19 protein-coding genes are annotated in these 23,773 nt (G+C 44.6%); 8 read left to right on the top strand and 11 right to left on the bottom strand.

All coding sequences use genetic code 11. From position 1 onward, the window contains the following. Positions 1–126: 126 nt before the first annotated feature. Positions 127–810 carry a hypothetical protein gene (locus AACQ81_RS01255; RefSeq protein WP_237386023.1) on the top strand — a complete coding sequence of 228 codons (684 nt, stop codon included), beginning with the start codon at positions 127–129 and terminating at the stop codon, positions 808–810. Positions 811–903: 93 nt separating this feature from the next. Further along, the gene (gene asd / locus AACQ81_RS01250; RefSeq protein ID WP_237386046.1) at positions 904–2,022 is read left to right on the top strand and encodes an aspartate-semialdehyde dehydrogenase; all 1,119 of its coding nucleotides are present in this window, start codon (positions 904–906) and stop codon (positions 2,020–2,022) included. A gap of 146 nt (positions 2,023–2,168) precedes the next feature. On the opposite strand, the gene gyrB is transcribed toward asd, so the two are convergent. From gyrB to dnaA, 4 genes are read right to left on the bottom strand one after another with little or no spacing between them, the layout of a single operon-like run. Next, on the bottom strand, positions 2,169–4,583 hold the full coding sequence (gene gyrB / locus AACQ81_RS01245) for a DNA topoisomerase (ATP-hydrolyzing) subunit B (protein WP_237386022.1): 2,415 nt from the start codon (positions 4,581–4,583) through the stop codon (positions 2,169–2,171). Positions 4,584–4,601: 18 nt separating this feature from the next. Beyond that, a complete protein-coding gene (gene recF, locus AACQ81_RS01240; RefSeq protein ID WP_237386021.1) occupies positions 4,602–5,693 on the bottom strand; it encodes a DNA replication/repair protein RecF in 1,092 nt (363 codons plus the stop codon). Between the two features lie 18 nt (positions 5,694–5,711). Then, positions 5,712–6,812 (bottom strand): DNA polymerase III subunit beta, encoded by a 1,101-nt coding sequence (gene dnaN / locus AACQ81_RS01235; protein ID WP_237386020.1) that lies wholly within the window; start codon positions 6,810–6,812, stop codon positions 5,712–5,714. Positions 6,813–6,816: 4 nt separating this feature from the next. Beyond that, on the bottom strand, positions 6,817–8,205 hold the full coding sequence (gene dnaA / locus AACQ81_RS01230; RefSeq protein WP_237386019.1) for a chromosomal replication initiator protein DnaA: 1,389 nt from the start codon (positions 8,203–8,205) through the stop codon (positions 6,817–6,819). A 725-nt stretch (positions 8,206–8,930) separates the two neighbouring features. On the opposite strand from dnaA, the gene rpmH reads away from it, so the two are divergent. From rpmH to mnmE, 5 genes are all read left to right on the top strand, one after another. Then, positions 8,931–9,071, top strand: coding sequence for a 50S ribosomal protein L34 (gene rpmH / locus AACQ81_RS01225; protein WP_012990648.1), 141 nt, complete (start codon positions 8,931–8,933; stop codon positions 9,069–9,071). 18 nt (positions 9,072–9,089) lie between these two features. After that, positions 9,090–9,449, top strand: coding sequence for a ribonuclease P protein component (gene rnpA, locus AACQ81_RS01220; protein WP_237386018.1), 360 nt, complete (start codon positions 9,090–9,092; stop codon positions 9,447–9,449). After that, positions 9,413–9,670: a membrane protein insertion efficiency factor YidD gene (yidD, locus tag AACQ81_RS01215; protein ID WP_237386017.1), complete on the top strand. Its 258-nt coding sequence runs from the start codon at positions 9,413–9,415 to the stop codon at positions 9,668–9,670. The genes rnpA and yidD overlap by 37 nt, the downstream gene beginning before the upstream one ends. Before the next feature lie 2 nt (positions 9,671–9,672). Further along, entirely contained in the window at positions 9,673–11,286 is a 1,614-nt protein-coding gene (gene yidC, locus AACQ81_RS01210; RefSeq protein WP_237386016.1) for a membrane protein insertase YidC, read from the top strand. A 163-nt stretch (positions 11,287–11,449) separates the two neighbouring features. Continuing rightward, positions 11,450–12,814, top strand: a complete 1,365-nt coding sequence (mnmE, locus tag AACQ81_RS01205) for a tRNA uridine-5-carboxymethylaminomethyl(34) synthesis GTPase MnmE (RefSeq protein ID WP_237386015.1) — start codon at positions 11,450–11,452, stop codon at positions 12,812–12,814. Between the two features lie 64 nt (positions 12,815–12,878). Here mnmE and AACQ81_RS01200 read toward each other — a convergent pair whose 3' ends face one another. From AACQ81_RS01200 to AACQ81_RS01185, 4 genes are all read right to left on the bottom strand, one after another. Beyond that, positions 12,879–13,709 carry an energy transducer TonB gene (locus tag AACQ81_RS01200; RefSeq protein WP_237386014.1) on the bottom strand — a complete coding sequence of 277 codons (831 nt, stop codon included), beginning with the start codon at positions 13,707–13,709 and terminating at the stop codon, positions 12,879–12,881. A 16-nt stretch (positions 13,710–13,725) separates the two neighbouring features. Then, on the bottom strand, positions 13,726–16,680 hold the full coding sequence (locus tag AACQ81_RS01195) for a TonB-dependent receptor domain-containing protein (protein ID WP_237386013.1): 2,955 nt from the start codon (positions 16,678–16,680) through the stop codon (positions 13,726–13,728). A 60-nt stretch (positions 16,681–16,740) separates the two neighbouring features. Beyond that, positions 16,741–18,216 carry a porin family protein gene (locus AACQ81_RS01190; RefSeq protein ID WP_237386012.1) on the bottom strand — a complete coding sequence of 492 codons (1,476 nt, stop codon included), beginning with the start codon at positions 18,214–18,216 and terminating at the stop codon, positions 16,741–16,743. An 89-nt stretch (positions 18,217–18,305) separates the two neighbouring features. Further along, positions 18,306–19,049 (bottom strand): Slam-dependent surface lipoprotein, encoded by a 744-nt coding sequence (locus AACQ81_RS01185; RefSeq protein ID WP_339353342.1) that lies wholly within the window; start codon positions 19,047–19,049, stop codon positions 18,306–18,308. Between the two features lie 299 nt (positions 19,050–19,348). Here AACQ81_RS01185 and AACQ81_RS01180 point away from each other — a divergent pair, with 299 nt between their 5' ends. Continuing rightward, positions 19,349–20,113: a GNAT family N-acetyltransferase gene (locus tag AACQ81_RS01180; protein WP_237386010.1), complete on the top strand. Its 765-nt coding sequence runs from the start codon at positions 19,349–19,351 to the stop codon at positions 20,111–20,113. Here the strand turns inward: AACQ81_RS01180 and AACQ81_RS01175 are convergent. From AACQ81_RS01175 to fdhD, 3 genes are all read right to left on the bottom strand, one after another. After that, entirely contained in the window at positions 20,110–21,591 is a 1,482-nt protein-coding gene (locus tag AACQ81_RS01175) for a porin family protein (protein WP_237386009.1), read from the bottom strand. The two genes, AACQ81_RS01180 and AACQ81_RS01175, sit on opposite strands and share 4 nt — an antisense overlap. Positions 21,592–21,768: 177 nt before the next feature. Beyond that, positions 21,769–22,476 (bottom strand): Slam-dependent surface lipoprotein, encoded by a 708-nt coding sequence (locus tag AACQ81_RS01170; protein WP_237386008.1) that lies wholly within the window; start codon positions 22,474–22,476, stop codon positions 21,769–21,771. Between the two features lie 256 nt (positions 22,477–22,732). Continuing rightward, positions 22,733–23,563, bottom strand: a complete 831-nt coding sequence (fdhD, locus tag AACQ81_RS01165; protein ID WP_237386007.1) for a formate dehydrogenase accessory sulfurtransferase FdhD — start codon at positions 23,561–23,563, stop codon at positions 22,733–22,735. Between the last annotated feature and the right edge of the window lie 210 nt (positions 23,564–23,773).

Here is a 23,773-nt window from a genome sequence, read left to right as displayed (position 1 = left end):
CTCAATTGATTCATTTTTTTCGCTTGTTTGTTTTTGATATTTAATTCTAATAATAAATGAGTGATTGATCGGCCATTACAGTCGTATATAGGGTATGAAAATAATGGCATACGAGGAAGGGTTATTATGAGAAATATTAAAGTTTTTTATGGGTTTTATACATTCGAAGATTCTTATCGTGGTCATCTGCGTTTATCGGTGTGTGCTCATGGACATTATGATGAAAAAGAATTCATTGGATATTTATTTGTTCCGGGTGAGCATCAAAACATAGAAAAAATGACATCCAATGAATTATATGACAAGTTATTTAAAGAAATAGAAATAAATAGATTTCGATATATTCGGCTGATTATCTGTCATTCGGCAGAGAGCAAGAAAGATAGTTCAGATATTCCCTACAACGTAGAGCAATCTTTCGCATCAGAGTTTTCTAAATTGTGCCCAAATAGTATTGTCATTGGTTATTTGGGAGTTATTAATGTACGTCATAATCATTTTGATGAACATACGTTGAGTTACAGATATCATGAAGATACTCGACGTAATGAGGAAGTGTTTAAACCAGCTGATATTTATCAGATTTCTTTTGGTGAATTTTCTATAAAGCGGAAAGCCCAGACTGCCTTTATGGCAGCCAAAGTAGCCTATTCAAAAGTCGGAACAACGGAACCTATTATGCCTCTACCTTTTTTGAGAGCCAAAAATCCGGGGAGAGCGATAGATAATTCTAATTTTGATATGGTAGGACATACATCAATATGGTTTAAAAATGGCAAACGCATCCATGCAGAAATGCTGGTGCTATAGTCCGTAAATATACTTGCACCTTTTGCTATATTTTGTCAGTTTTAATGCTGTCAGTGGTGTCTGACGAATATCTTTCAAGGCAGGGTAAACATGATGAAAAACGTAGGATTTGTCGGCTGGCGTGGTATGGTCGGCTCAGTATTGATGCAGCGGATGATGGAAGAACGGGATTTTGACGAAATAAATCCGGTTTTCTTTACAACGTCCCAACACGGGTTATCTGCACCTCAGTTTGCAATAAATAGCGCCGGAAAATCAGGCGTCTTACAGAATGCTTTTGATATCGACGCATTGAGCGCACTGGATATTATCCTTAGCTGTCAGGGTGGGGATTATACCAATGAAGTTTATCCTAAACTGAGAGCTGCGGGTTGGCAGGGGTATTGGATTGATGCTGCTTCTTCCCTGCGTATGAATGATGATGCTGTCATTATTCTCGATCCGGTTAACCATCAGCACATTCAAAACAGCCTGAATAAAGGCATTAAAACGTTTGTTGGTGGTAACTGTACGGTGAGTTTAATGCTTATGTCATTGGGCGGATTGTTTACCAATGATTTGGTTGAATGGGCATCGGTATCAAGTTATCAGGCAGCTTCTGGTGGCGGTGCCCGTCATATGCGGGAACTGTTGGTACAAATGGGAATGCTGCATAATCAGGTAGCAGAGAAGTTACAAGATCCTGCTTCTGCGATTCTGGATATTGAAAAACGTGTAACGGATTTAACCCGCAGTGGGGCATTGCCGACGGAGCAGTTTGGCGCTCCTCTGGCAGGTAGCCTGATTCCATGGATTGATAAACAACTGGAAAATGGGCAGAGCCGTGAAGAGTGGAAAGGTCAGGCGGAGACTAACAAGATCCTGAACACGGGCAATAATGTCATTCCGGTTGATGGCTTGTGTGTTCGTATCGGAGCATTGCGCTGCCATAGTCAGGCATTTACTCTGAAATTGAAAAAAAATATCCCGATCCATGAAATTGAAACACTGCTGGCTTCCCATAATGATTGGGTGCGTGTCATTCCGAATGATCGTGAATTGACGATGCGGGAATTAACGCCGGCTGCGGTGACTGGCACATTGAATACGCCGGTTGGTCGTTTGCGTAAACTGAATATGGGACCGGAATACCTATCAGCTTTCACCGTTGGTGATCAGCTTCTATGGGGAGCAGCAGAGCCTCTGCGCCGTATGTTGCGTATTTTGTTGTAGAAAGTTAGTTTTAAACGTTACTTCGTTATAAATATTGGCCGCCAATGGAATAAATATGATTAGATTGGCGGCGGTGAAGTAAATCAATTCACAGTATTATGACCACATCCCAGATAAATCTGAGATGTGGATAATAAGTAGAAATATCAGATATCAATATTCGCCGCTTTCAGAGCATTCTCTTCAATAAATGCACGGCGGGGTTCAACAGCATCCCCCATCAGGGTTGTGAACAGCAGGTCAGTGGCAATTGCATCTTTTACTGTTACACGCATCATGCGGCGGGTTTCTGGGTTCATGGTGGTTTCCCACAACTGATCAGGGTTCATTTCTCCCAGACCTTTATAGCGTTGGATGGAAAGACCACGACGTGACTCTTTGGTTAACCATTCCAGTGCCTGCTCAAAACTACTGATTGCCTGACGACGTTCACCGCGTTCGATGTATGCGCCTTCTTCAATCAAGTTTCCGATCAAATCACCCAGTTTAGTAATGCGGCGGTATTCACCACCGTGGACGAAATCGAAATCCAGACTGTAGTTGGTATCAACACCATGGGTACGAATACACAGAATCGGTTCAAAAACCTGACGCTCACGATTTTCATGGATTTGGTAGCTGTAAGTGCTGCCATGTTGTTCGTTGTCATTCAAACGAATAGTGAGAGCGCTTACCCATTCTTCTACTTTTGCCTGATCGTTCAGGGTATCTTCGGTCAGTTTCGGATGGTAAATCAGGTTGTTCAGCAGAGCCAATGGATACAGGCGTTCCATACGACGGATGAGTTTCTGGGTAGTATTGAACTCAGTCACCAGATTTTCCAGTGCTTCACCTTTCAGACCCGGCGCATGTGGATTGGTATACAGTGCTGCACCATCCAATGCGATGGACATCTGGTACGCTTCCATCGCATCATCATCTTTGATGTATTGCTCTTGTTTACCTTTTTTCACTTTGTATAGCGGTGGCTGGGCGATATAAACATAGCCACGCTCAATGATTTCCGGCATCTGGCGATAGAAAAATGTCAGCAAAAGAGTGCGTATGTGAGAACCATCAACATCGGCGTCGGTCATGATGATGATGCTGTGGTAACGCAGCTTATCAGGGTTGTACTCATCACGACCAATTCCACAGCCCAAAGCGGTGATCAAGGTTGCGACTTCTTGTGATGAGAGCATTTTGTCAAAGCGTGCTTTCTCAACGTTCAGGATCTTACCTTTCAGTGGCAGAATTGCCTGACTTTTACGGTTACGCCCTTGTTTTGCTGAACCGCCCGCAGAATCACCCTCCACCAAGTAGAGTTCGGACAGAGCAGGATCACGCTCTTGGCAGTCAGCCAGTTTACCCGGCAAACCAGCCAGATCCAGTGCGCCTTTGCGACGGGTCATTTCACGGGCTTTACGCGCCGCTTCACGGGCACGTGCCGCATCAATGATCTTGCCGACAACCGTTTTAGCATCGTTCGGGTTTTCCAGCAGGTACTCTACCAGTTTCTCATTCATCAGTGTTTCGACGGCGGTTTTCACTTCGGAAGAAACCAGTTTGTCTTTGGTCTGGGAAGAGAATTTAGGATCAGGCACTTTAACAGAGATAACTGCAATCAGGCCTTCACGTGCATCATCACCGGTAGCGCTGACTTTGGATTTTTTGTTGTAACCCTCTTTATCCATGTAGCTATTGAGGGTACGGGTCATCGCAGTACGGAAACCAACTAAGTGGGTTCCTCCATCGCGCTGAGGAATGTTGTTAGTAAAGCAGTAAATATTTTCCTGGAAGCCATCATTCCATTGCATGGAAATTTCAACACCAATACCATCTTTTTCTGTTGAAAAATAGAAGACATTTGGATGAATTGGGTTTTTATTGCGGCTCAGGAACTCAACAAACGCCTTGATACCACCTTTATAGTGGAAAAGATCTTCTGCATTAGTGCGTTTATCGACTAAACGAATAGAAACACCGGAATTCAGGAATGATAATTCACGCAGGCGCTTAGCCAGGATATCGTATTCAAACTCAATGTTAATTTTGAACGTATCCATACTTGGCCAGAAACGGACAGTAGTTCCCGTCAGTTCGGTATCGCCGACAACGTTCAGCGGAGACTGTGGAACCCCATGATGATAAGTCTGTTCGTGGACTTTCCCGTCACGACGGATAGTCAGTTCCAGTTTTTCCGATAAGGCGTTAACAACAGAAACTCCCACTCCATGCAGACCGCCGGAAACTTTATAGGAGTTGTCATCGAATTTACCCCCCGCATGCAGCACAGTCATGATAACTTCCGCTGCTGAAACACCTTCTTCTTCGTGTATGCCGGTAGGAATACCGCGACCATCATCCTGTACAGACACTGAATTATCTGCATGGATGGTGACAACTATCTTGTCACAATGACCTGCGAGGGCTTCGTCGATAGCGTTGTCAACAACCTCGAAGACCATGTGGTGCAGACCAGTACCATCATCGGTATCACCGATATACATGCCTGGACGTTTACGGACAGCATCCAGCCCTTTTAATACCTTGATACTTGAGGAGTCATATGTATTCGACATCAACGTTTCTCGCTCATCTTAATCCTGTGGTTGAACCTCTATTTTGCCATGTTCTACGCGAAACATCCTGCTATTTACATCAATCATGTCTGTAACTTGCTTAGGAGTGATTGCACTGACAAACACTTGGGCTTGCGTAGATTTTAGACGCTCGGCTAATAGCTGACGACGGCCGGCATCCAGTTCCGAGGCAAAATCATCAAGCAGATACAGGCATTTTTGCCCGCTCTGTCGGGTGAAATATTCACCCTGCGCTAACCTCAACGCGCACATCAGTAATTTTAACTGACCCCGGGAAAGCATATCCTCTACCGATGTGCCGTCCGCCCTGATCCGCAGATCGGCTTTATGGGGGCCGGAAGCGGTGTAGGTTAGCGCTCTGTCGCGCTCAAATTGCCGCGCGAGCAATTCTGCATATTCACTCTCTTTGTCCCAGCCTTGTTGAAAGCTGATACTCAGAGCGAATTCAGGTAAAAATTGTTTGCAGGTTTTTTCGATATCCTCAGAAATTCCCGCAATGTATTCAGCCCGCCATTGACTTACTTCTGTCGCCAGCGGAGCAAGTTCGCGATCCCAGTGTTGGATCTGACTGTAGCGAGTGACTTGTCGCAACGCCGCATTTCGTTGTTTGAGCAGTCTTTTCAGGTTACCCCAAGCTGTAAAAAAACGCGGTTCATTGTGAAAGCAACCCCAATCAATAAAGGCACGACGATATTTCGGGCCGCCATTTAACAAGGTAAAACCTTCTGGCGTGATAAGCTGCATCGGTAACATTTTCGCTAATTCCGCGATTTTATGCCCATCACAGCCATCAATCCTGACTTTGCTATCACCTTGACGGTTTTTGCTTAAGCCTATCGACAAGGAACGTTCATGATATTGTTGATCAAGTCGCCCATGAAGAATGAATTCCTCGCAATCATGGCGGATTACTCTTCCTGCTTGAATGCTGCGAAAAGCCCGACCATGGCCCAATGTATAAATAGCTTCCAGTATACTTGTTTTGCCGCTACCGTTTGGCCCAACCAGAAAATTAAAACCTGTTGCCAGTGGTAAGTCAGCATTAGCGATATTACGAAAATCGCGGATCAGCAAACGCGAGAGAATCATATGTATGGGTTAGTCGTGTTACAGACGCATTGGCATCACGACATAAGTCGCAGCCTGGCTGGCTGAATTCTCAATTTTCACACTGGATGTTGCATCCGTAAGCAGGAGACTCACCTGCTCGCATTTCAATGCGTTCAGAACATCCAGTACGTAGCTGACATTAAAGCCAATTTCCATTTCAGTGCCTTGGTAACTGACATCAACTATTTCTTCCGCTTCTTCCTGCTCTGGGTTGTTGGCTGTAATTCTGAGCTGGTTTTCGCTTAAATAGATGCGAACTCCACGGAATTTTTCGTTGGATAAAATCGCTGCCCGTGAAAATGCTTGTTTAAGCGTGTCACAATTTGCTTCCAGCGTTTTATCGGGATTTTTCGGCAGTACTCGACGGTAATCAGGAAAGCGGCCGTCAACCAGCTTTGAAGTGAAGATAAAATCACCGACATGGGCACGAATGTTATTGCTGCCAATCTGCAATTGCAGTGGATTATCACCGCCATCCAGCAGACGCATCAATTCAATGACCCCTTTACGGGGAACGATCACCGAATGGGATGGCAGATTTTGTCCGATATTCATGGAGCAGACTGCCAGTCGGTGACCATCTGTTGCAACGGTACGCAGTTCTTCCCCTTCAGTTTCAAACAACATACCGTTCAAATAATAGCGGACATCCTGATGCGCCATGGAAAATTGGGTGGATTCAATCAGACGTTTCAGTGTGGCCTGTGGCAGAGAAAATTCGACCTCGCTCTGCCAGTCGTCAAGATTGGGAAAATCTGAAGCGGGCAGGGTTGAGAGCGAAAAGCGGCTACGCCCGGAACGGACGAGAATACGATCGCCATCCAGTTCCACGCTGATTTCTGCGCCGTCAGGCAGCCCGCGCCAGATATCAAAGAATTTACGCGCGGGAACAGTGGTTGCACCCTGTTCATGTGGCTGGGTAAGTGTAACCCGAGCCATCATTTCCATTTCTAGGTCGGTACCTGTTAGCAGCAGGGAGCCTTCTGTTACCTGCAATAATAAGTTGCCTAAAATGGGCAGCGTGGGGCGGCCTCCCAAGGGGCTGCTAACCTGTTGCAAAGGTTTTAATAATTGCTCACGTTCAATGATAAATTTCATAGCGCTAGGAAGATAGTGTTCTGATTAAGTTAGAAAAATCTTCTTTGATGTCGTGACTTTCTTCTCGCAGTTGTTCGATTTTACGACAAGCGTGAAGCACAGTTGTATGGTCACGTCCACCAAAGGCATCCCCAATTTCAGGCAAGCTGTGATTTGTCAGCTCTTTTGCCAGCGCCATTGCCATTTGTCTCGGACGGGCAACGGAGCGAGAACGGCGCTTGGAAAGCAGGTCTGCAACCTTGATTTTGTAATATTCAGCGACAGTTTTCTGGATATTATCAATAGTTACCAGCTTTTCCTGTAGAGCTAATAAGTCACGTAATGCTTCGCGTACAAAATCAATGGTAATCGCCCGCCCAGTAAAATTGGCATTGGCGATAACCCGATTCAAAGCGCCTTCGAGTTCACGAACGTTGGATCGCAGGCGTTTGGCAATAAAGAAAGCCACTTCTCCCGGTAACTGAATTTGGTTCTCGTCAGCTTTTTTCATCAGAATAGCCACGCGAGTTTCCAGCTCCGGTGGTTCGATAGCAACGGTCAATCCCCAACCAAAACGGGATTTTAACCGATCTTCGACGCCATTGATCTCTTTCGGATAGCGGTCTGATGTCAGAATAATCTGTTGATTACCTTCCAGCAGGGCATTGAACGTGTGAAAGAATTCTTCCTGAGATCGTTCTTTATTTGCAAAAAACTGAATATCATCGATAAGCAGGGCATCTACGGAACGATAATAACGTTTAAACTCTTCTATCGCATTGTTCTGCAATGCTTTTACCATGTCCTGAACGAAACGTTCAGAATGCATGTAAACCACTTTTGCATTGGCTTTGCGTGCCATGATGCTATTGCCGACAGCATGCAAAAGGTGGGTTTTACCCAATCCTGTTCCGCCATAAAGGAACAGGGGATTGTATGCGCCCCCCGGATTATCGGCTACTTGTCTGGCGGCGGCTCTGGCAAGTTGGTTGGATTTACCTTCGACAAAGTTATCGAATGTATGTTTGGGATTAACATTGGAACGATAGGATAACTCTGGCTGGGCTTTTGCATTGTCCCAGCTTGGGCGTACAGAAGAATTGGACGGCACCGAAGCCACTGGCATATCGGCAATGATTTTCTGAGATGGAGACTGGTTTGGTGAAATAGGCTTATTTCCTACTTCAAAACGAAGCAACGGTACTTCAGGACCACAGAAATCATTTAATAACAAATTGATATTATTAATATACTTCTCTCTTACCCAATCCAGCACAAAGCGGTTAGGGGCATAGAGAGCCAAAGTGTTATTACTCAGTTCTGCCTGAAGGGGTCGTATCCACATACTGAATTCTGTGGCAGGTAACTCATCCTGCAATCGGGCAAGACATTGCTGCCAAAGCGAAAGTGACACGGCGAACTCCCCTAAAACGAGACCAATAAAAGAAACCGGAATAATAGATACGTTATACTGGGCACAAGGCATCACTCCCCAATGCTGAGGAAGATAGCATGTACCTTGTGGCGATTTTTAATATCATCGCTCCCCAACGATCCGCATATAGAAAGACCGGGATCGTGATCAACGATCATAACGCAAAAGACGACATAGATCCTCATTCTTTTACACAGCTTTGACGCTTTTTATCCACAGGGAGATAACCACACTTTGGTACTTGCAGGATATAAAGGCCCGTAAGAGATAATGTAGTGTAATCATGATATATAGCAAACTCCATTTAGCTACTGTTTAAAATTTAACAAAAAAACAATACCCTGATCGCATATTCATGTGCGACGATCTGTGTATGATCCTTGCGCTTTATTGTGCAGTCCGTATAATCTTGCACCCTGCGTGTTATACCAACGATTTTTCCGGTTATGTCTGGTGAGGATTTGGGATAAGCGCTTCGGGTAGCAAAAAGTCTGGTCATGTCTGATTGTGAAGTTAATAATCTGGCAGGAAAGCGATAAGGCTCGCGTCATCTTGGATTGACTAAGGGTAGTACATTTTATTACAATCCTGCCTCTTTCTATATATTGATGTTGCGATTGAGGCATCGGTGTCTACTTATTTCTCACTGGTCGCCAACGCATTTGCTGAATCAGTAACAAATTTTAAGTTAGGTAGAAATCGCTATGAAACGCACTTTTCAACCATCCGTACTGAAACGTAACCGTACTCACGGCTTCCGCTCACGTATGGCCACTAAAAATGGTCGTCAGGTTCTGGCTCGCCGTCGTGCGAAAGGCCGTACTCGTCTGACCGTTTCTAAGTAATAAAGCTAACCATACCTCGTGGTTAAGCTCGCTTTTCCGAGGGAGTTACGTTTGTTAACTCCCGAGCATTTCACTTATGTTTTCCAGCAGCCACAACGGGCAAGCTCCGCAGAGATAACTATCCTTGGGCGCTTGAATGAGCTGGGGCATCCCCGCATCGGTTTAACCATCGCCAAAAAAAATGTTAAACGCGCCCATGAGCGTAATCGTATCAAACGACTGGCTCGTGAAAGTTTTCGTTTAAACCAACATAAATTGCCATCAATGGATTTTGTTATTTTGGTGAGGAAAGGGGTCGCTGAGCTTGATAACCGTGAGCTAACGGAAGCTTTAGGCAAATTATGGCGTCGTCACTGTCGCTTGGCTCGCGCCTGCTGATTGCTTTGATCAGGGGTTACCAGTTGGTGATTAGTCCACTGCTGGGACCCCGTTGTCGTTTCAACCCTACCTGTTCTCATTATGGCATTGAGGCATTGCGTAGGTTTGGAATGATAAAAGGCAGTTGGTTAACAGTGAAACGCATATTAAAATGCCACCCTTTACATAAAGGTGGTGATGATCCTGTCCCACCTAAAAACGACGATAACAGAGAACATTAACGATGGATTCGCAACGCAATCTTCTTCTCATCGCTTTGCTGTTTGTTTCGTTCTTGGTCTGGCAAGCGTGGGAAAATGATAAGAACCCACAACCAACTGCACAGATCACGCAGCAAACAAATACGCTGAGTCGTGAAGCAAGCACTGAACAAGGTAAACTGATCACCGTGAAAACGGATGTGCTTTCTTTGCATATCAATACCCGTGGCGGTGATATCGAGGAGGCTGATTTGCTAGCCTATCCTGATACCCTAGGTTCCAATACGCCGTTCAAACTGTTGGAAACAACACCTGAGTTTACTTATCAGGCTCAAAGTGGTTTAACAGGCCTTAATGGTCCTGATAACCAGGCTGAACGTCCATTTTATCACACCACCCGGAATAGCTTTGTTTTGGCTGATGGTCAGGATGAATTACGTATTCCGATGACTTACACTGCGCCAGATGGCGTTGTTTATGTCAAAACCTTCATTTTGAAACGCGGTAATTATGCTGTTTCTATTGACTACAGCATCAATAACGTTACTGATAAACCCCTGCAAATGGCGTTTTTTGGTCAGTTGAAGCAGAGCGTTGATTTGCCGAAACACCGTGATACTGGCAGTAGCAACTTTGCTCTGCATACTTATCGTGGTGCTGCTTATTCTTCTGATGAAGCAAAATACGAAAAATACAAATTTGATGAAATTGAAAGTAAGGCGCTTTCCGTAACCACCAAAGGTGGCTGGGTAGCGATGCTTCAGCAATATTTCGCCACTGCTTGGGTGCCGGGTGAAGGCAAAACCAGCAATTTCTACACCATTGACCTGAAAAACCAAAAAATGGCGATCATCGGGTACAAGGGTGAAAACATCAATATCGCACCAAACAGCCAGCAGAATATCTCTTCTACCCTGTGGGTTGGTCCTGAAATTCAGGACAAAATGGCAGCGGTTGCACCACATCTGGATCTGACTGTCGATTACGGTTGGTTGTGGTTTATTTCCCAACCACTGTTCAAGTTGCTGAAATTCCTGCACGAATATATCGGTAACTGGGGCTTCTCCATCATTGCGATCACTTTCATCGTGCGCGGTATCATGTATCCGCTGACTAAGGCGCAATACACCTCGATGGCGAAAATGCGTCTGTTGCAGCCAAAAATCACGGCGATGCGTGAGCGTTTTGGTGATGACCGTCAGCGCATGAGTCAGGAAATGATGGCGCTGTACAAAACAGAGAAAGTAAACCCGCTGGGCGGCTGTTTGCCTCTGGTGATTCAGATGCCAATCTTCCTTGCGTTGTACTACATGCTGATGGGTTCTGTTGAACTGCGCCACGCACCATTCATCGGCTGGATTAATGACTTGTCTGCGCAAGATCCATACTACATCCTGCCATTGCTGATGGGTGTGACCATGTTTGTTATCCAGAAATTGTCACCAACTACCGTGACTGACCCGATGCAGCAGAAGATCATGACCTACATGCCAGTCGTGTTTACCGTTTTCTTCCTGTGGTTCCCATCTGGTCTGGTGCTGTACTACATCGTGAGTAACTTGGTTACCATTATCCAGCAGCAGGTAATTTTCCGCAGTCTGGAAAAACGCGGTTTACATACTCGCGAGAAAAAATAGATCTGTTAAAAATCTGTTTTTTAAATACACCCATTGGATTTCAAGATGCAGCCAACAAAGCTGCAACTTGAAAGACGACAGGTATAGAAGCAGAAGATATAAGTGGAAGGCGGTCATTGGCCGCCTTTGTTATTTCAGTTCATAGGTAAAAAGAGAGAATTTCATGAATACCACCGATACGATAGTCGCTCAGGCTACTCCTCCGGGACGAGGCGGTGTAGGCATCCTGCGTATTTCTGGCCGGAAAGCGGCAGAAGTTGCTGAGGTGGTATTGGGAAAACTCCCGAAACCCCGTTATGCCGATTACCTGCCTTTCCGTGATGTAGATGGTTCCGTACTTGATCAAGGTATTGCACTTTATTTCCCTGGCCCTAACTCTTTTACGGGAGAAGATGTACTGGAACTGCAAGGGCACGGTGGGCCGGTTATTCTCGACTTATTGTTAAAACGTATTCTGATGATTTCTGGTGTGCGCATTGCCAATCCGGGGGAATTCTCGGAGCGTGCATTTCTGAACGATAAACTGGATTTGGCACAGGCTGAAGCCATTGCGGATTTGATTGACGCCAGTTCTGAGCAGGCTGCGCGTTCCGCGATGAATTCCCTGCAAGGAACATTCTCCAATCAAGTCCACCAAATGGTGGAAGCACTTACTAATTTGCGGATTTATGTTGAAGCGGCGATTGATTTTCCCGATGAAGAAATTGATTTCCTTTCTGATGGCAAGATTGAAGCTAAACTGGATGAGGTGATTGCTGAACTGGAGAACGTCCGTTCACAGGCGCGTCAGGGCAGCTTGTTGCGCGAAGGCATGAAAGTGGTGATTGCCGGGCGTCCTAATGCCGGTAAATCCAGCCTGCTCAATGCACTGGCAGGTCGTGAAGCTGCGATTGTTACTGATATCGCGGGAACAACGCGTGATGTCCTGCGTGAACACATTCATATCGATGGAATGCCGCTACATGTGATTGATACCGCGGGGTTGCGTGAAGCGAGTGATGAAGTAGAGCGTATTGGCATTGAGCGGGCGTGGCAGGAAATCGAACAGGCGGATCGGGTGTTGTTTATGGTGGATAGCACGACGACGGATGCAATTGAACCCGCCCAAATCTGGCCTGAATTTATGGCTAAGTTGTCAGCTTCCCTGCCGGTTACTGTTATTCGCAATAAGACAGATATGACAGGGGAAGAAACGGGTGTATCGGAAATCAGTGGTTACACATTAGTTCGCCTTTCTGCCCGTGATGGAAAAGGTATTGATTTGTTGCGCGATCATCTGAAAGAAACGATGGGTTTCAACAGTAATACCGAGGGCGGTTTTCTTGCCCGTCGTCGTCACTTGCAGGCATTGAATGCAGCGGCAGAGCATTTGCAGGAAGGCCACCAGCAGTTGATTTTTGCCCGTTCAGGAGAATTATTGGCAGAAGAACTGCGGCTGGCACAGCAGGTATTGAGTGAAATCACGGGTGAATTTACCTCTGATGATTTGCTCGGCCGGATTTTTTCGAGTTTTTGTATTGGAAAATAAAAAAACTTATTTTTCCAGAGACAAATCCCCAGAAACATATTTATCTATGTTTCTGGGGGCTGATTTAATCCGTGTTATTCAATGTAAAATCGAGTGCCACTGTCATTTCTGGTTTCATGTTTGAAGGTCTGACACCAACCGAACGGGCACGATTAATGGCATTCAGTGCTTCATTATCCAATGCGTTGTTGCCAGATGATTGAGCGATTCTGGCCGTAGTGATTGAACCATCATTCAGCAGGGTAAAATGGACGGTAACCGTACCTTCTTGTCTCATTCTCTTTGCCTTGCGGGGATAACGTTTATGGCGTTCAATTTCCTGCCGTAACCTTGAGTTATAATTATCCATTTCACTATTTCCTTGTCCCACCAAAGGCTGTGAAGTTGCTGCTCGGCTCATACTTCCTTGTGAATTAATCTGATTGCTACCGTTGGTTTCCTTTGCTGTGTGACTGTCTTTCTGTACCTGCGGTGATGGCGCGGGTTTCTTTTCTGCCATTTCCTGTGGTTTTTCTTTCTGCTGTTTTTTATGTTTTTTGGGTTTGCTGGGTTCCGGCGGCTTTTCTACCTTGTTTTCAGGATGAATCGCTTTATCCAGCACGATTTTGGGTGTTGTCAGTGATTCAGGTACCATTAAAAGCGGTGGTGGAGGAGAGACAGGCTCCGGTTCACTCTCCCATGATGGGGCTGCGATCATCGTTATGGATAGCTCCATGGCCGGAGCGTTGTTGGTGATGTGATGGGCAGCATCATCGTCATACGAAGTATGTCGGTTAAACAGCCATATCAGACTGATATGCAATAAAATGGCAATCAGAATACCTGCCAGCAAGCCCTTTTGTGATGTCAGGGGGAAATGCGAAGCTGGATTATCGAATATGGCTGCGTTGGTCATTCTATCCTCCTGGCCTCTAAAATTGGCTGGTCAGACTGAGTTTAAAGGTTCTTCCCGGTGCTGGCATCATCGAACGTGTCAGAGGGTCGAGATAATAGCGATTGGTTAAATTTGTGCCAATTAGCTCCACAGATGTGTCTGGGGTGATTTGGTAGCTGATATAGGCATCAACCGTAAACACCGGATTCCAGCGCATCGGGTTGTTGGACTGGCCTTTATAAACATCCGGTAAGGCATTCATCAGCCATTTTTCATCTTTGTTTTCTGCCTTGCTGTGATAGAGCATCCGGCTGCCCAGCTCCAGTTTTTCGTCAAGCAGGCGACCGCCGATGGTCAGGTTAACCGAGTATTGGGGCTGGATGGATGTACGCAGATAACCATTGGGAAAACCGCCATCAATACATTCAGGGATGTTATAGCGATTCTGTGAGTCCCTTTTCAGGGCGGAATTCTTGTCGCACACCTTGTTTTTCATATTGTAGGTTAGCCCCATATCGGTAAAGAAACTGCCATTGTCATAACGTGCCTGTAATTCCAGACCCGCCAGTTTCTGTTTATCCAGTTGGGAGAAATGATAGGAGTTGTCCCTGTCGAATACATTTTCAATCAGGGTATTGTAATAAGAAAATTTGATATCAGCGTGGCGCTCTGCATCAACTAACTGGCTGAAATCATAAACTAAGCCGACTTCAGTGGTTTTGGCACGTTCAGGCTTCACTTGTTGACCGATTCGGTTATCCGGGATACCTGAAAAACCGATGGTATCTTCAAAAATGCTGGGCATTCTTACAGCTTCGGCATAGCGGGTATAGAGCCGGAAATTGTCAGTCACATAGACGGTGGCAGAGAATGAAGGCGCCCAAGCATGTCCCTTGCGTTTTGGCGGTGTTTCCCAAGGGTCATCAACATTAGAACCTCGTATATTATTATCAGCATCGATCTTTGTACCATATTCATATTTATAGGCTTCTTTGCCACTGATTGGATCGATAACCTTTTCATTCATATTCAGTTGACCATTGAAATAGGGGTTATCGTTTTTATTGAGAACGCTTTTTTGGGGATCATAAAGCCAATCGAATTCTCTCAGAACCATATAGCGTCGTTGCCCATCACGAACAGGAACATCGTTTGTTGATAAGCCTATTTCTTTCAATTTATTGGTTAATGCTACGCGTTCTTTCCGGCTCAGTTTTCCATGCAGTCTTTTATTGAGATAATCAGATTCTTCTGCTGTCGGTGTCCGGTAATAGCTCATTTTATGTCCGGTGATTTCCGACAGTTTTTGATAGCGACTGTCTTTTGCTGCACGTCGTTCTCTGAGCAGATCATCTTGAGACCAGTAGGAGACACGTTTAGCTCCCGCACCGAGTGCCAGCCATGAAGTCGGACGCCAGTCAAAATTAAAGGCGAGATTCATTTCTTGCCGCTGCCCTTTTCGCGATGGTGACTGGAAAAAATAGATATTTGTGGTTGTGTAATCATCATTGGAATCAAGACGTTCCCGTTGAAAATTGCCTATTAAGGTCAGATCCAGACTGGGGTGTAAAGAAAATGTATTGGAGAGATCGATACCCCAACGGTTGTTTTGGCTATGAGTCACAGCAGAATTGATCAATGTACCATCAATGTTGTTGCTCCTGGGGGCTTTCTTGCTTTCCCAGTTCCAGTCTCTATCGGTAGGAGTACGGGGATATCCCCCTGCGGTATTGGTATTGCTGGTGGTGCGGGTTGTCCACAGGTTCATGTCGAAATCAGCATAAGGATTATCGGTAGGTTGCCATTTATAGTGCAGGTTGGCAGCTTGCTGGTGGACATTAGCTAGTGACCATTGGGGAACCTTATTATCGGCAGGATCAACCCAACCCAAACGTGAGGGCATAATATCGCCAAACTCCATGCGGGTATGGCGAAAACCCAATAACAGCACTTGATTATCATTGAAGCGCCAACTGTTTTTGATTAATACAGAGCGCATTTCACTGGAGGTATTGGGCACTTCATTACCGGGGCGATAAATACGGGCAGCAAATGGCAGATAAGGGTCCAGTGTTGTCAGGGAATTTTTCATCAGTGCCCTGTCATTTTCCGTAATGGCGTCATCATAACGATGAGCCCCTCCTTTACCAGCAAAATAGTTACCCTGACGGCGGTAAGCGTAGGCCAGCATTAAGTCAAAATATTCTTGCCGTGTTCCCATCGCGATACGGAAGGCATTATCCTTTAAACCAAACAGTTTATTGTCTTTTGATGAATGGGGAGTGATATGTAAAGCGGGATCAGTCTCAACACCATTTTGGATAAAATTCGGAATATCGCGGTAATCCTGTCCCAATGACAGGGAAGGTGTGCGTTCTCTCACAGAGTTACTGCTGGTTTCCAGTTTGGTATTGATGCCGAAGGTTTCCCCTTTTGGTACGACATCATCAATGCCTAAGGTTTTGATAGAGACCGCACCGCCGACAGAACCTTTGATTCCACGGCTCAGTGAAGGGCCTTTTTCGATTTCAATACTGCTGATTAAGTTTGGATCTATATAGCTGCGGCTATTGGCACCGTGATAGCCCCGTCCTACCGTCATCGCTTGTTCTGTACCATCAATCGTGACGGGAATGCGTCCCTGTCCTTGAACACCTCGAATATTGATATCCAGCGCGCTACTATTGCGGGCATCGCCGCTGTATACACCAACGGCACCTTTAATTAAGTCGGCGGGAGATGAGCCTTTGTAGCGTTCTATCTCTTTTTTGCCGATATAAATATTAGAGATATCTTTGTCATAGACGGCATCATATCCGGCCTCATCTTTATCACTGGTATCGGTGACACTAATTTTACCTAAATCTGTCTTATTGTTTGGAGATGTGGCGGTCGATTTAGATTCGGCAAACAAGGGAGATGTTGCCAGTGAGAATGCCAGTGATAGCGCTATTGTGATGGGGGTTAGTTGGGTTTTGACTCGGTATACCATTGTTATCCCTGCCTCGATTTTCGGTTATCATCACGCAAATAAAAAATCATAACTTTTTGATTAAAAATACTTCTCCAGCCTAATCAGCACTTCGTTTTTGTTATAGCTGTATAACCAATTCACATTACTGTGATTGCGTCGGTGGCGGAAAGTAAGAGAAGGCGTCATGCCCAGTATTTCAGCAGAGGGCACTTTGATAACCGCTGTGTAAATCTGTTCAGTATCTTGGCGTGTGGCTTTCAGCATTGGATTGTAGGCACCGAAGCGTCGTTCTTTCAGCGTGGCAAACAGTGAGCCAGTAATACCGGGATAGAGTTGCCCGGCAATTCCAGCGCGAAGACCCCATTGTTGATAGCGATCTATGGGATATTGATCATTACCCCGATAGAGCCAGTCGCCGCCGCCAAACAGGGCAAAATCTTTGTTAATGGCGTGGGATAAAGTCAGGTAACTTGAGGTAAATCCGCCATCTTTTCGACGGAAACGCTGTTGATGGCGTAGCTGTTTATGTTCAAGTTCAACATTCAGTGATGTTTGGGAAGTGAATGCCCATCTCCACTCTGTTTTGGCACCCATAGCACGATAACCAGCGTCATCCGCTCGCTGTTTATATTCAAATAAGGGTCCGAATGAGAAATCATGCCGCTTGTTTTTATAATTGTAACCACCTGTCAGCAGAAAAGTATCTTCATTCTCATCGTGGAAATTGCGGTAGTTTTCGCCATAAATCAGCCCCCGACCAAAAATACCGTGATGACCAGAAAGTTGGTAACGTCGGTTTAATGTTGCGTCATAAGATATGCCCCATGCTTTGACGGCTTTAGGTATCTGGCCTAGATAGATAAGTTTCGTTTTGGGATCATAAGACTGATAAATAATGTCCTGATCGGGAGACATATTCACATTATCGTTATAGGCATAACCGGCTGAAAAAGAACCGCGCCAACTGTTTCTCAGGTCTATGGCTTCCAGATAGCTGTTAATGTTTTTTGAGACAGCTTCTGGTAATTGCTGATTTTCACTCAATTCTGAAAACAGTTGTTCGGATTCCCGATTTTTATGATCTTCAAAATAGATACGAGCCAGTTCTAGTTTAATGCGGGGAAAGTCGGGTTGTTGATTCAGGATTTGTTGATAATGATAGGTTGCGAGATCTAAATCACCTTCAAGACGGGCCAGCCCGCCTTGGGCAAAATTCACCAGCATAACGTCATATCCCGGCAATTTTAGGTAAGCGGCGAGAAAGCGTCTGACATCCGGCCATTGCCGGTGGTTAATGGCAAGGAATAATGCCTGACCGATATCGTTAATATTGTTTCCGACCTGGAATGTTTTCCCGTTAAGCACAATGTATGAAGAGTTATATTCAACAAAAACGGGATCTGGTGTAATCAGACGGTTTTCGTTTTCCTGTTGGTTATGTTGTGCTTCCTGCCAGATTTTACGGGTAATATCTTCATCGGCATAAGCGGGCAGAGAGAGGCAAAGTGCCATCAGTGCCGTTGATAATATGGGTATTATTTTCTTGTCAGACATCGGGAAACCAGATCACAAGGCTCGTGTTAATAAGAAATAAAAACAGAGAACAGCGCCAAAAGTAGCACTGTTCTCTGAAAAATTACTGTTTACTGTTTAGAACCACCGAAAGCGGTATCCTTGGAGTGGTCACCTGCAAATGTGGCATGCCCAGCCAGACTGGAAGCATCGTTTCCGAAGAAATGGCCTTCCGTTGTTCCGGCAAGATTGCCAATGTTTGCATCACCCTCAAATTTGGCATCAGCATAGATATCGGCATCGATATTTATTGTCATCATGTTATTTGCCATAGAGCCAATTAGAGTTTTGTCACCAAAGTCTGCGGTAAATGTACCGGACAGGGCATTGTTACCGCTGTACTGGTTAACGCCTTTCACAGTATAGGTTGCTGTGCCGTCGGTTGGTATATTGGTAGTAATATCCTTGCCCGCATAATAAACGGTGTGGGTAGGATCTGATGCGTTACCGGTTGCTGACCATTCACCGAAGTAAACATCTGCATTGGCAACTTTGCTGAAATGAAATACGCCCATACCGCCGTGAGAGCCGGGTGCTCCTGCCATTGAGATGTTATGGATGCCATTGCTGTCTGCTGGGGCCATGCGTGTCAGTCCGGCAAAACCGATGAGTCTGCCTTCTCCAATTGTACTGACTCCAATGCCTGGTTCACCGATTGCCCCGCCGTGTGAATTTGAACTTTTTTCAGTTGCACCAACAATAATATGTGGTGTTGTGTTTTTCTGACTCTGACCAAATCCTACTGCTGCCTGAGCCTGTGCCATAAATCCCAACGCTGCTACAGCGGCGACTAATACATTTAACTTTTTCATCATTATCCTCATTTGGAATGGGGGATCCCTCGTTACCCAGTCTTAAAAACGGCCTGATTTATTGCGCGAAAAAAAAGTACACCTTTTAAATGATAATGTAAATGATAATTATTACCATTTGTTATAGTGATTGTGGGGTTTATTGGCAGGACTTAGTTTTTAAGTCGTTGAATAATTTGGTTTTATATTATTTTTGAAAAGTGGATGTTAATCTACATTTTTGCTAAAAATGTGATGCAAGTAGATTTAATCACCCAATATTATTGTGTCATATCTGAATCAAGGTTCATGGGAGATGTATTATGGAAGTAAAAATTATTATCCAGTCTGCTGAAGAGAGAACAGATTTAGAAGAAGCAGTAAGTCATTTAATCGGGGCTAATTGGCCTGAGTTTATGAATTATGATGCAGTAGCTGAACAATATTGGGATAAATTATATGAGCCGGGTTTCAGCCGTTTTCAAAAATTCGCGATTTTGCAACAAGGGCAAGAAGAACGTCTGGTTGGTATGTTGAATTCCGTGCCTTTTCCCTGGAAGCATCATTCATTAGAACAACTGCCTGATGAAGGTTGGGATGCTGTGTTACATGCTGGTGGGGAAGCGAAGGGTAAGCAGAAAGCCAATATGCTGTCAGCATTGTCCGTGACGGTTGATCCCGGATTCCGAGGTCAAAACATTCCTGATTTATTAATTAATGGATTAAAACAAACTGCCCGTGATGAAGGATTAGAAGGGCTGGTTGTTCCCGTCAGGCCCAGTTTGAAAAGCAAATATCCCTTGCAAGATTTTGTTGAGTATTGTGGCTGGAAAAATGAAAAAGGTGAGCCATTTGACCCATGGCTCCGTACTCATTGCCGTTTGGGCGCAAAAATCATCAAACCCGCCCTGCGCTCCATGGAAATTTACGGTACTCTGGAACAATGGCAGGAGTGGGCAGGCATGAAATTTCCACAAAGCGGGGAGTATATTATTCCGGGTGGTTTAGTGCCGCTGGTGGTGGATGCCGAGAAACAGACGGCCTATTACATTGAACCTAATCTGTGGGTGTTCCATAGCCTTGACTAAAAATATTTCTCCACTTGTATCCGTACTTCATTTTTATCATAGCTGTATAACCAACTCACATTGCTGTGATTGCACCGATGAATGAAAGTTAAAGAGGGTGTCATACCCATAATTTTAGTGGCAGGAAATTTAATGGAAGCAGTGTATATTTGCTCACTTTCCCGCCGTTTGGCACCTAATAATGCGTTGTAGGCCGCGAAATGTTGTTTTTTCAATGAAATAAACAGTGAACCATTTATGCCGGAATAGAGCTGTCCTGCTATGCCTGCATTCACTCCCCATTGTTGATACCGGGCCGCTGGTTGTGAATTGTCCCGATAGACCCAGCTGCTACCGCCAAACAGAATAAATTTGTCGTTGATGGCATGGGACATGCCGAAATAGGATGAGGAAAGTGTCCCGTTTTTCCAGTGATAAAGTTGCTGGTAAGTCAGTCGCTTATGTCTAAGTTCAACGTTGAGGTTGGTTTGGGCGGTGATAGCCCATTGCCATTCTATTTTTGCACCGACAGCGTGGTATTCGGTACTTCCAGCCCGCAGTTTATATTCGAACAGTGGGCCAAAGGATATGTCATGATTCCTGCTTTTATAGTGATAGCCACTGATTAGTTGAAGCGTATTTTCGTTTTCGTTGTGATAATGGCGATAATTTTTACCATGAATCAGGCCACGTCCAAAAATGCCGTGATGCCCAGCGATTTGGTAACGTCGGCTTAACGTAGCACTATAAGTGTTTCCCCATTCTTTAATAGCTTTTGGTATTTCTCTAACAATTATGCACTTTCCTTTTATGGTAAATGTGCAGGTCGGTTCCTGCTCTGAGGACATATTTATATTATCGTCATAACCGTAACTTAATGATAATGAACCGTGCCAGCCAGTTCTTGTAGTGATTGTTTTTAGATAATTGTCGATATTTTTCAAAACCATTGCTGGTAACTGATGTTGTTGACTTAATCCGTCAAGTATCTGTTCGGCTTCCCGGTTCTTGTGATCTTCAAAATAAACACGGGAAAGTTCCAGTTTGATGCGTGTGGAATTCGGTTGTTGGCGTAATATTTTTTCATAATAAGAGGCAGAAAGTGCCAAGTTTCCTTCAAGGCGTGCCAGACTGCCTTGAGCAAAATCGACGAGTAACGGATTGTGTTCCGGCAGTTCTTGATAAATCACGACTAAATTCCTGATGTCCCGCCATTGCTGATCGTTTATGGCAAGATACAGTGCTTGACCAATACCCTTAGGACTACTTTCAATCTTAAGGATTTGCCCATGATTCACGGCTGATGAAGTACCTCTATTTTTGGAAATAATATCTGGTATCTTCAAATCGGCTTTATTTTTCTTCTGATTCTCTTTTTGGTTGTACTGCATTTTCTGCCAGATTTTGTCGCTAATATCTTCATTGGGATAAACTGCGAAGGGAATAAATGAAGTCAGCAGTGTTGTTAGTAATACCGAAACTTTTCTCTTGTCAGTCATGGCAGCACCTGATTAAAAGTCCCTTATTTATTAGGGGCAAATAGTTGAAGGTAAGTAGTTGAAGGTAAATAGTGGGGGTAAATCCCAATACAAGATGTAATAAACAGGGCAAAGAAGATGGAGAGCCGAAGAAAATAACCGTGCCAGAAATGGCACGGTTATCTGGAAAATGAGCCATTACTGTTTAGTACCGCCGAAAGCGGTATCTTTGCTTCTGTCACCATCAAATTTGGTATATCCCGCCACAGAAGAGGCTGAATCACCATAGAATTTCCCATCAGTGATGCCTTTAATACTATTATTGGCTGTAGCATTGCCTGAAAATTCGGCATTATCATTGATGTTGGCATTGATACCTATTTTGAGTGAATCATTGCTCAATGAACCCTCTAATTTTTTGGTATCAAAGTTTGCGACAAGTTGACCGTTGAGGAGATTGTTACCGTTATATTGGCTGAGGCCTTTCACCGAATAGGTCGCAGTACCCGAGTTTGGCATATTGGTTGTGACATCTTTACCGATATAAAAAACAGTATGTGTGATATCCGATTTATCGGGAGTGGTTTGTGCCCATTCACCAAAGTAAACGTCTGCATTGGGAACCTGACCGATATCGATATACTGGTTTTCGATATTCCAATTATCCTCTAGTTTGTAACGATAGATGCCATTATCATCAAGTGTGGCCAATTCTTTCAATTCAGAGGCCGTGTAGAGGCTATCAGGCAAGAGAGAGATACCAATGCCGGGTTCGCCATTTTTATCACCGAGCTGTATATGTGGATTTGTTTCTGTTTGGCTTATGCCATATCCAACTTCTGCCTGAGCCTGTGTTATCCATCCCGAAATGCCTAATATAGTGATTAATATGTTAATTTTTTTCATTGTTAGCCTCACGGAGTTAAGGAGTGTGTTATTTCCTTATCGGGAATGCGATCCTAACTTTTTGGGTAAAAAAAAACGTGTACTTGAAAAAAAATTACCCCTGATAATTTATAATGTAAATTATCAGTAACTTTTCGTTTATCTTTTATTGATTGAATTATGATCACATCGAGGGATGGGCTAACTTTTTTAAAGTTGAGGATTTTGGGTTTTAAAGTTGAGTAAAAATGAGTCTGTAGGCGCTTCAGCGCTTCAATTAATCGGTTATCCGTTGAGGATGAGTATATATTGTTGCCCGTCCCGGTTTGCAAAATCCGATAAGTGTCAGGTTACATTTTTGTGCGACTTCGATGGCAAGTGAGGTGGCAGCGGAAACAGCAAACAAAATTTCCACGCCACAATTGGCCGATTTTTGCACCATTTCGTAACTGGCCCGGCTGGAAACCAAAACCGCACCTTGTTGCCAGCCAGTTTTTGCCCGCATTCCCAGCAATTTATCCAGCGCAACGTGGCGGCCTACATCCTCGCATCCACCGAGTAAATTTCCTTCAGGGGAGATCCAGCCAGCCGCATGAGTACAACCAGTCAGCGCACCGATTTCTTGCAGGCGAGGTAATTGGGCAAGAGCTGAATCAAGGTTAGAAAGTGAAAATGTCTGGGTGAAAGGCAGGGGAGTAATCGGACGAAAGACTTCTGCCAGTTGTTCGGTGCCACAGATACCACAGCCAGTTCTTCCCGCCATATTGCGTCGGTGCTCTTTCAATGCAACAAAACGGCGGCTCGACAGTTCAATGTGCAGCTCAATTCCGCTGTGGCAGCTGATCATTGAATCAATGCCACGAATTTCCTGCGGGGAAGTGATAATTCCTTCTGATAATGAAAAACCGATGGCGAAATGTTCTAAATCTTTCGGGCTGGTCATCATCACGACATGGGAAATACCGTTATAAACTAGGGCGACAGGCACTTCCTCGGCTACCCAGTCCGGTTTGGAACTACTCAGGTGATTTTTTTGTTTTACATTGATGCGGAAAGTACCACAGATACCTTCAATGGCTAACTCATTTTCTGGCTTAATATCATCCATTAGTGAATTCCCCGACAGATTAATTCATAATGCTGTTTGTGTGGACTATTTGTGTGGGTATATAGGATAAGTAACCTGAGTACACAGTGAATAATGTTTATAACAGACAGTACCCAAAATCAAAAACCATTCAAAAGATCTTTTTTTATAAAAAGCGAGCACACCCACGGGAACCGCTGTTAGACGGTGTGTAGATAAGCAATGTGAGTG

This window comes from Xenorhabdus sp. Sc-CR9 (assembly GCF_963897815.1).
Taxonomy (GTDB): Bacteria; Pseudomonadota; Gammaproteobacteria; order Enterobacterales; family Enterobacteriaceae; genus Xenorhabdus.
Note: the sequence above shows the minus strand (reverse complement) of the source record. Positions and strands in the feature narration are given on the sequence as shown.

Excerpts from the sequence above, each read along its gene's own strand:
- AACQ81_RS01255 (WP_237386023.1), top strand. The coding sequence starts at position 127 with ATGAGAAATATTAAAGTTTTTTATGGGTTTTATACATTCGAAGATTCT.
- asd (WP_237386046.1), top strand. The coding sequence starts at position 904 with ATGAAAAACGTAGGATTTGTCGGCTGGCGTGGTATGGTCGGCTCAGTA.
- gyrB (WP_237386022.1), bottom strand. The coding sequence starts at position 4,583 with ATGTCGAATACATATGACTCCTCAAGTATCAAGGTATTAAAAGGGCTG.
- recF (WP_237386021.1), bottom strand. The coding sequence starts at position 5,693 with ATGATTCTCTCGCGTTTGCTGATCCGCGATTTTCGTAATATCGCTAAT.
- dnaN (WP_237386020.1), bottom strand. The coding sequence starts at position 6,812 with ATGAAATTTATCATTGAACGTGAGCAATTATTAAAACCTTTGCAACAG.
- rpmH (WP_012990648.1), top strand. The coding sequence starts at position 8,931 with ATGAAACGCACTTTTCAACCATCCGTACTGAAACGTAACCGTACTCAC.
- yidD (WP_237386017.1), top strand. The coding sequence starts at position 9,413 with ATGGCGTCGTCACTGTCGCTTGGCTCGCGCCTGCTGATTGCTTTGATC.
- yidC (WP_237386016.1), top strand. The coding sequence starts at position 9,673 with ATGGATTCGCAACGCAATCTTCTTCTCATCGCTTTGCTGTTTGTTTCG.
- mnmE (WP_237386015.1), top strand. The coding sequence starts at position 11,450 with ATGAATACCACCGATACGATAGTCGCTCAGGCTACTCCTCCGGGACGA.
- AACQ81_RS01200 (WP_237386014.1), bottom strand. The coding sequence starts at position 13,709 with ATGACCAACGCAGCCATATTCGATAATCCAGCTTCGCATTTCCCCCTG.
- AACQ81_RS01195 (WP_237386013.1), bottom strand. The coding sequence starts at position 16,680 with ATGGTATACCGAGTCAAAACCCAACTAACCCCCATCACAATAGCGCTA.
- AACQ81_RS01190 (WP_237386012.1), bottom strand. The coding sequence starts at position 18,216 with ATGTCTGACAAGAAAATAATACCCATATTATCAACGGCACTGATGGCA.
- AACQ81_RS01185 (WP_339353342.1), bottom strand. The coding sequence starts at position 19,049 with ATGATGAAAAAGTTAAATGTATTAGTCGCCGCTGTAGCAGCGTTGGGA.
- AACQ81_RS01180 (WP_237386010.1), top strand. The coding sequence starts at position 19,349 with ATGGAAGTAAAAATTATTATCCAGTCTGCTGAAGAGAGAACAGATTTA.
- AACQ81_RS01175 (WP_237386009.1), bottom strand. The coding sequence starts at position 21,591 with ATGACTGACAAGAGAAAAGTTTCGGTATTACTAACAACACTGCTGACT.
- AACQ81_RS01170 (WP_237386008.1), bottom strand. The coding sequence starts at position 22,476 with ATGAAAAAAATTAACATATTAATCACTATATTAGGCATTTCGGGATGG.
- fdhD (WP_237386007.1), bottom strand. The coding sequence starts at position 23,563 with ATGGATGATATTAAGCCAGAAAATGAGTTAGCCATTGAAGGTATCTGT.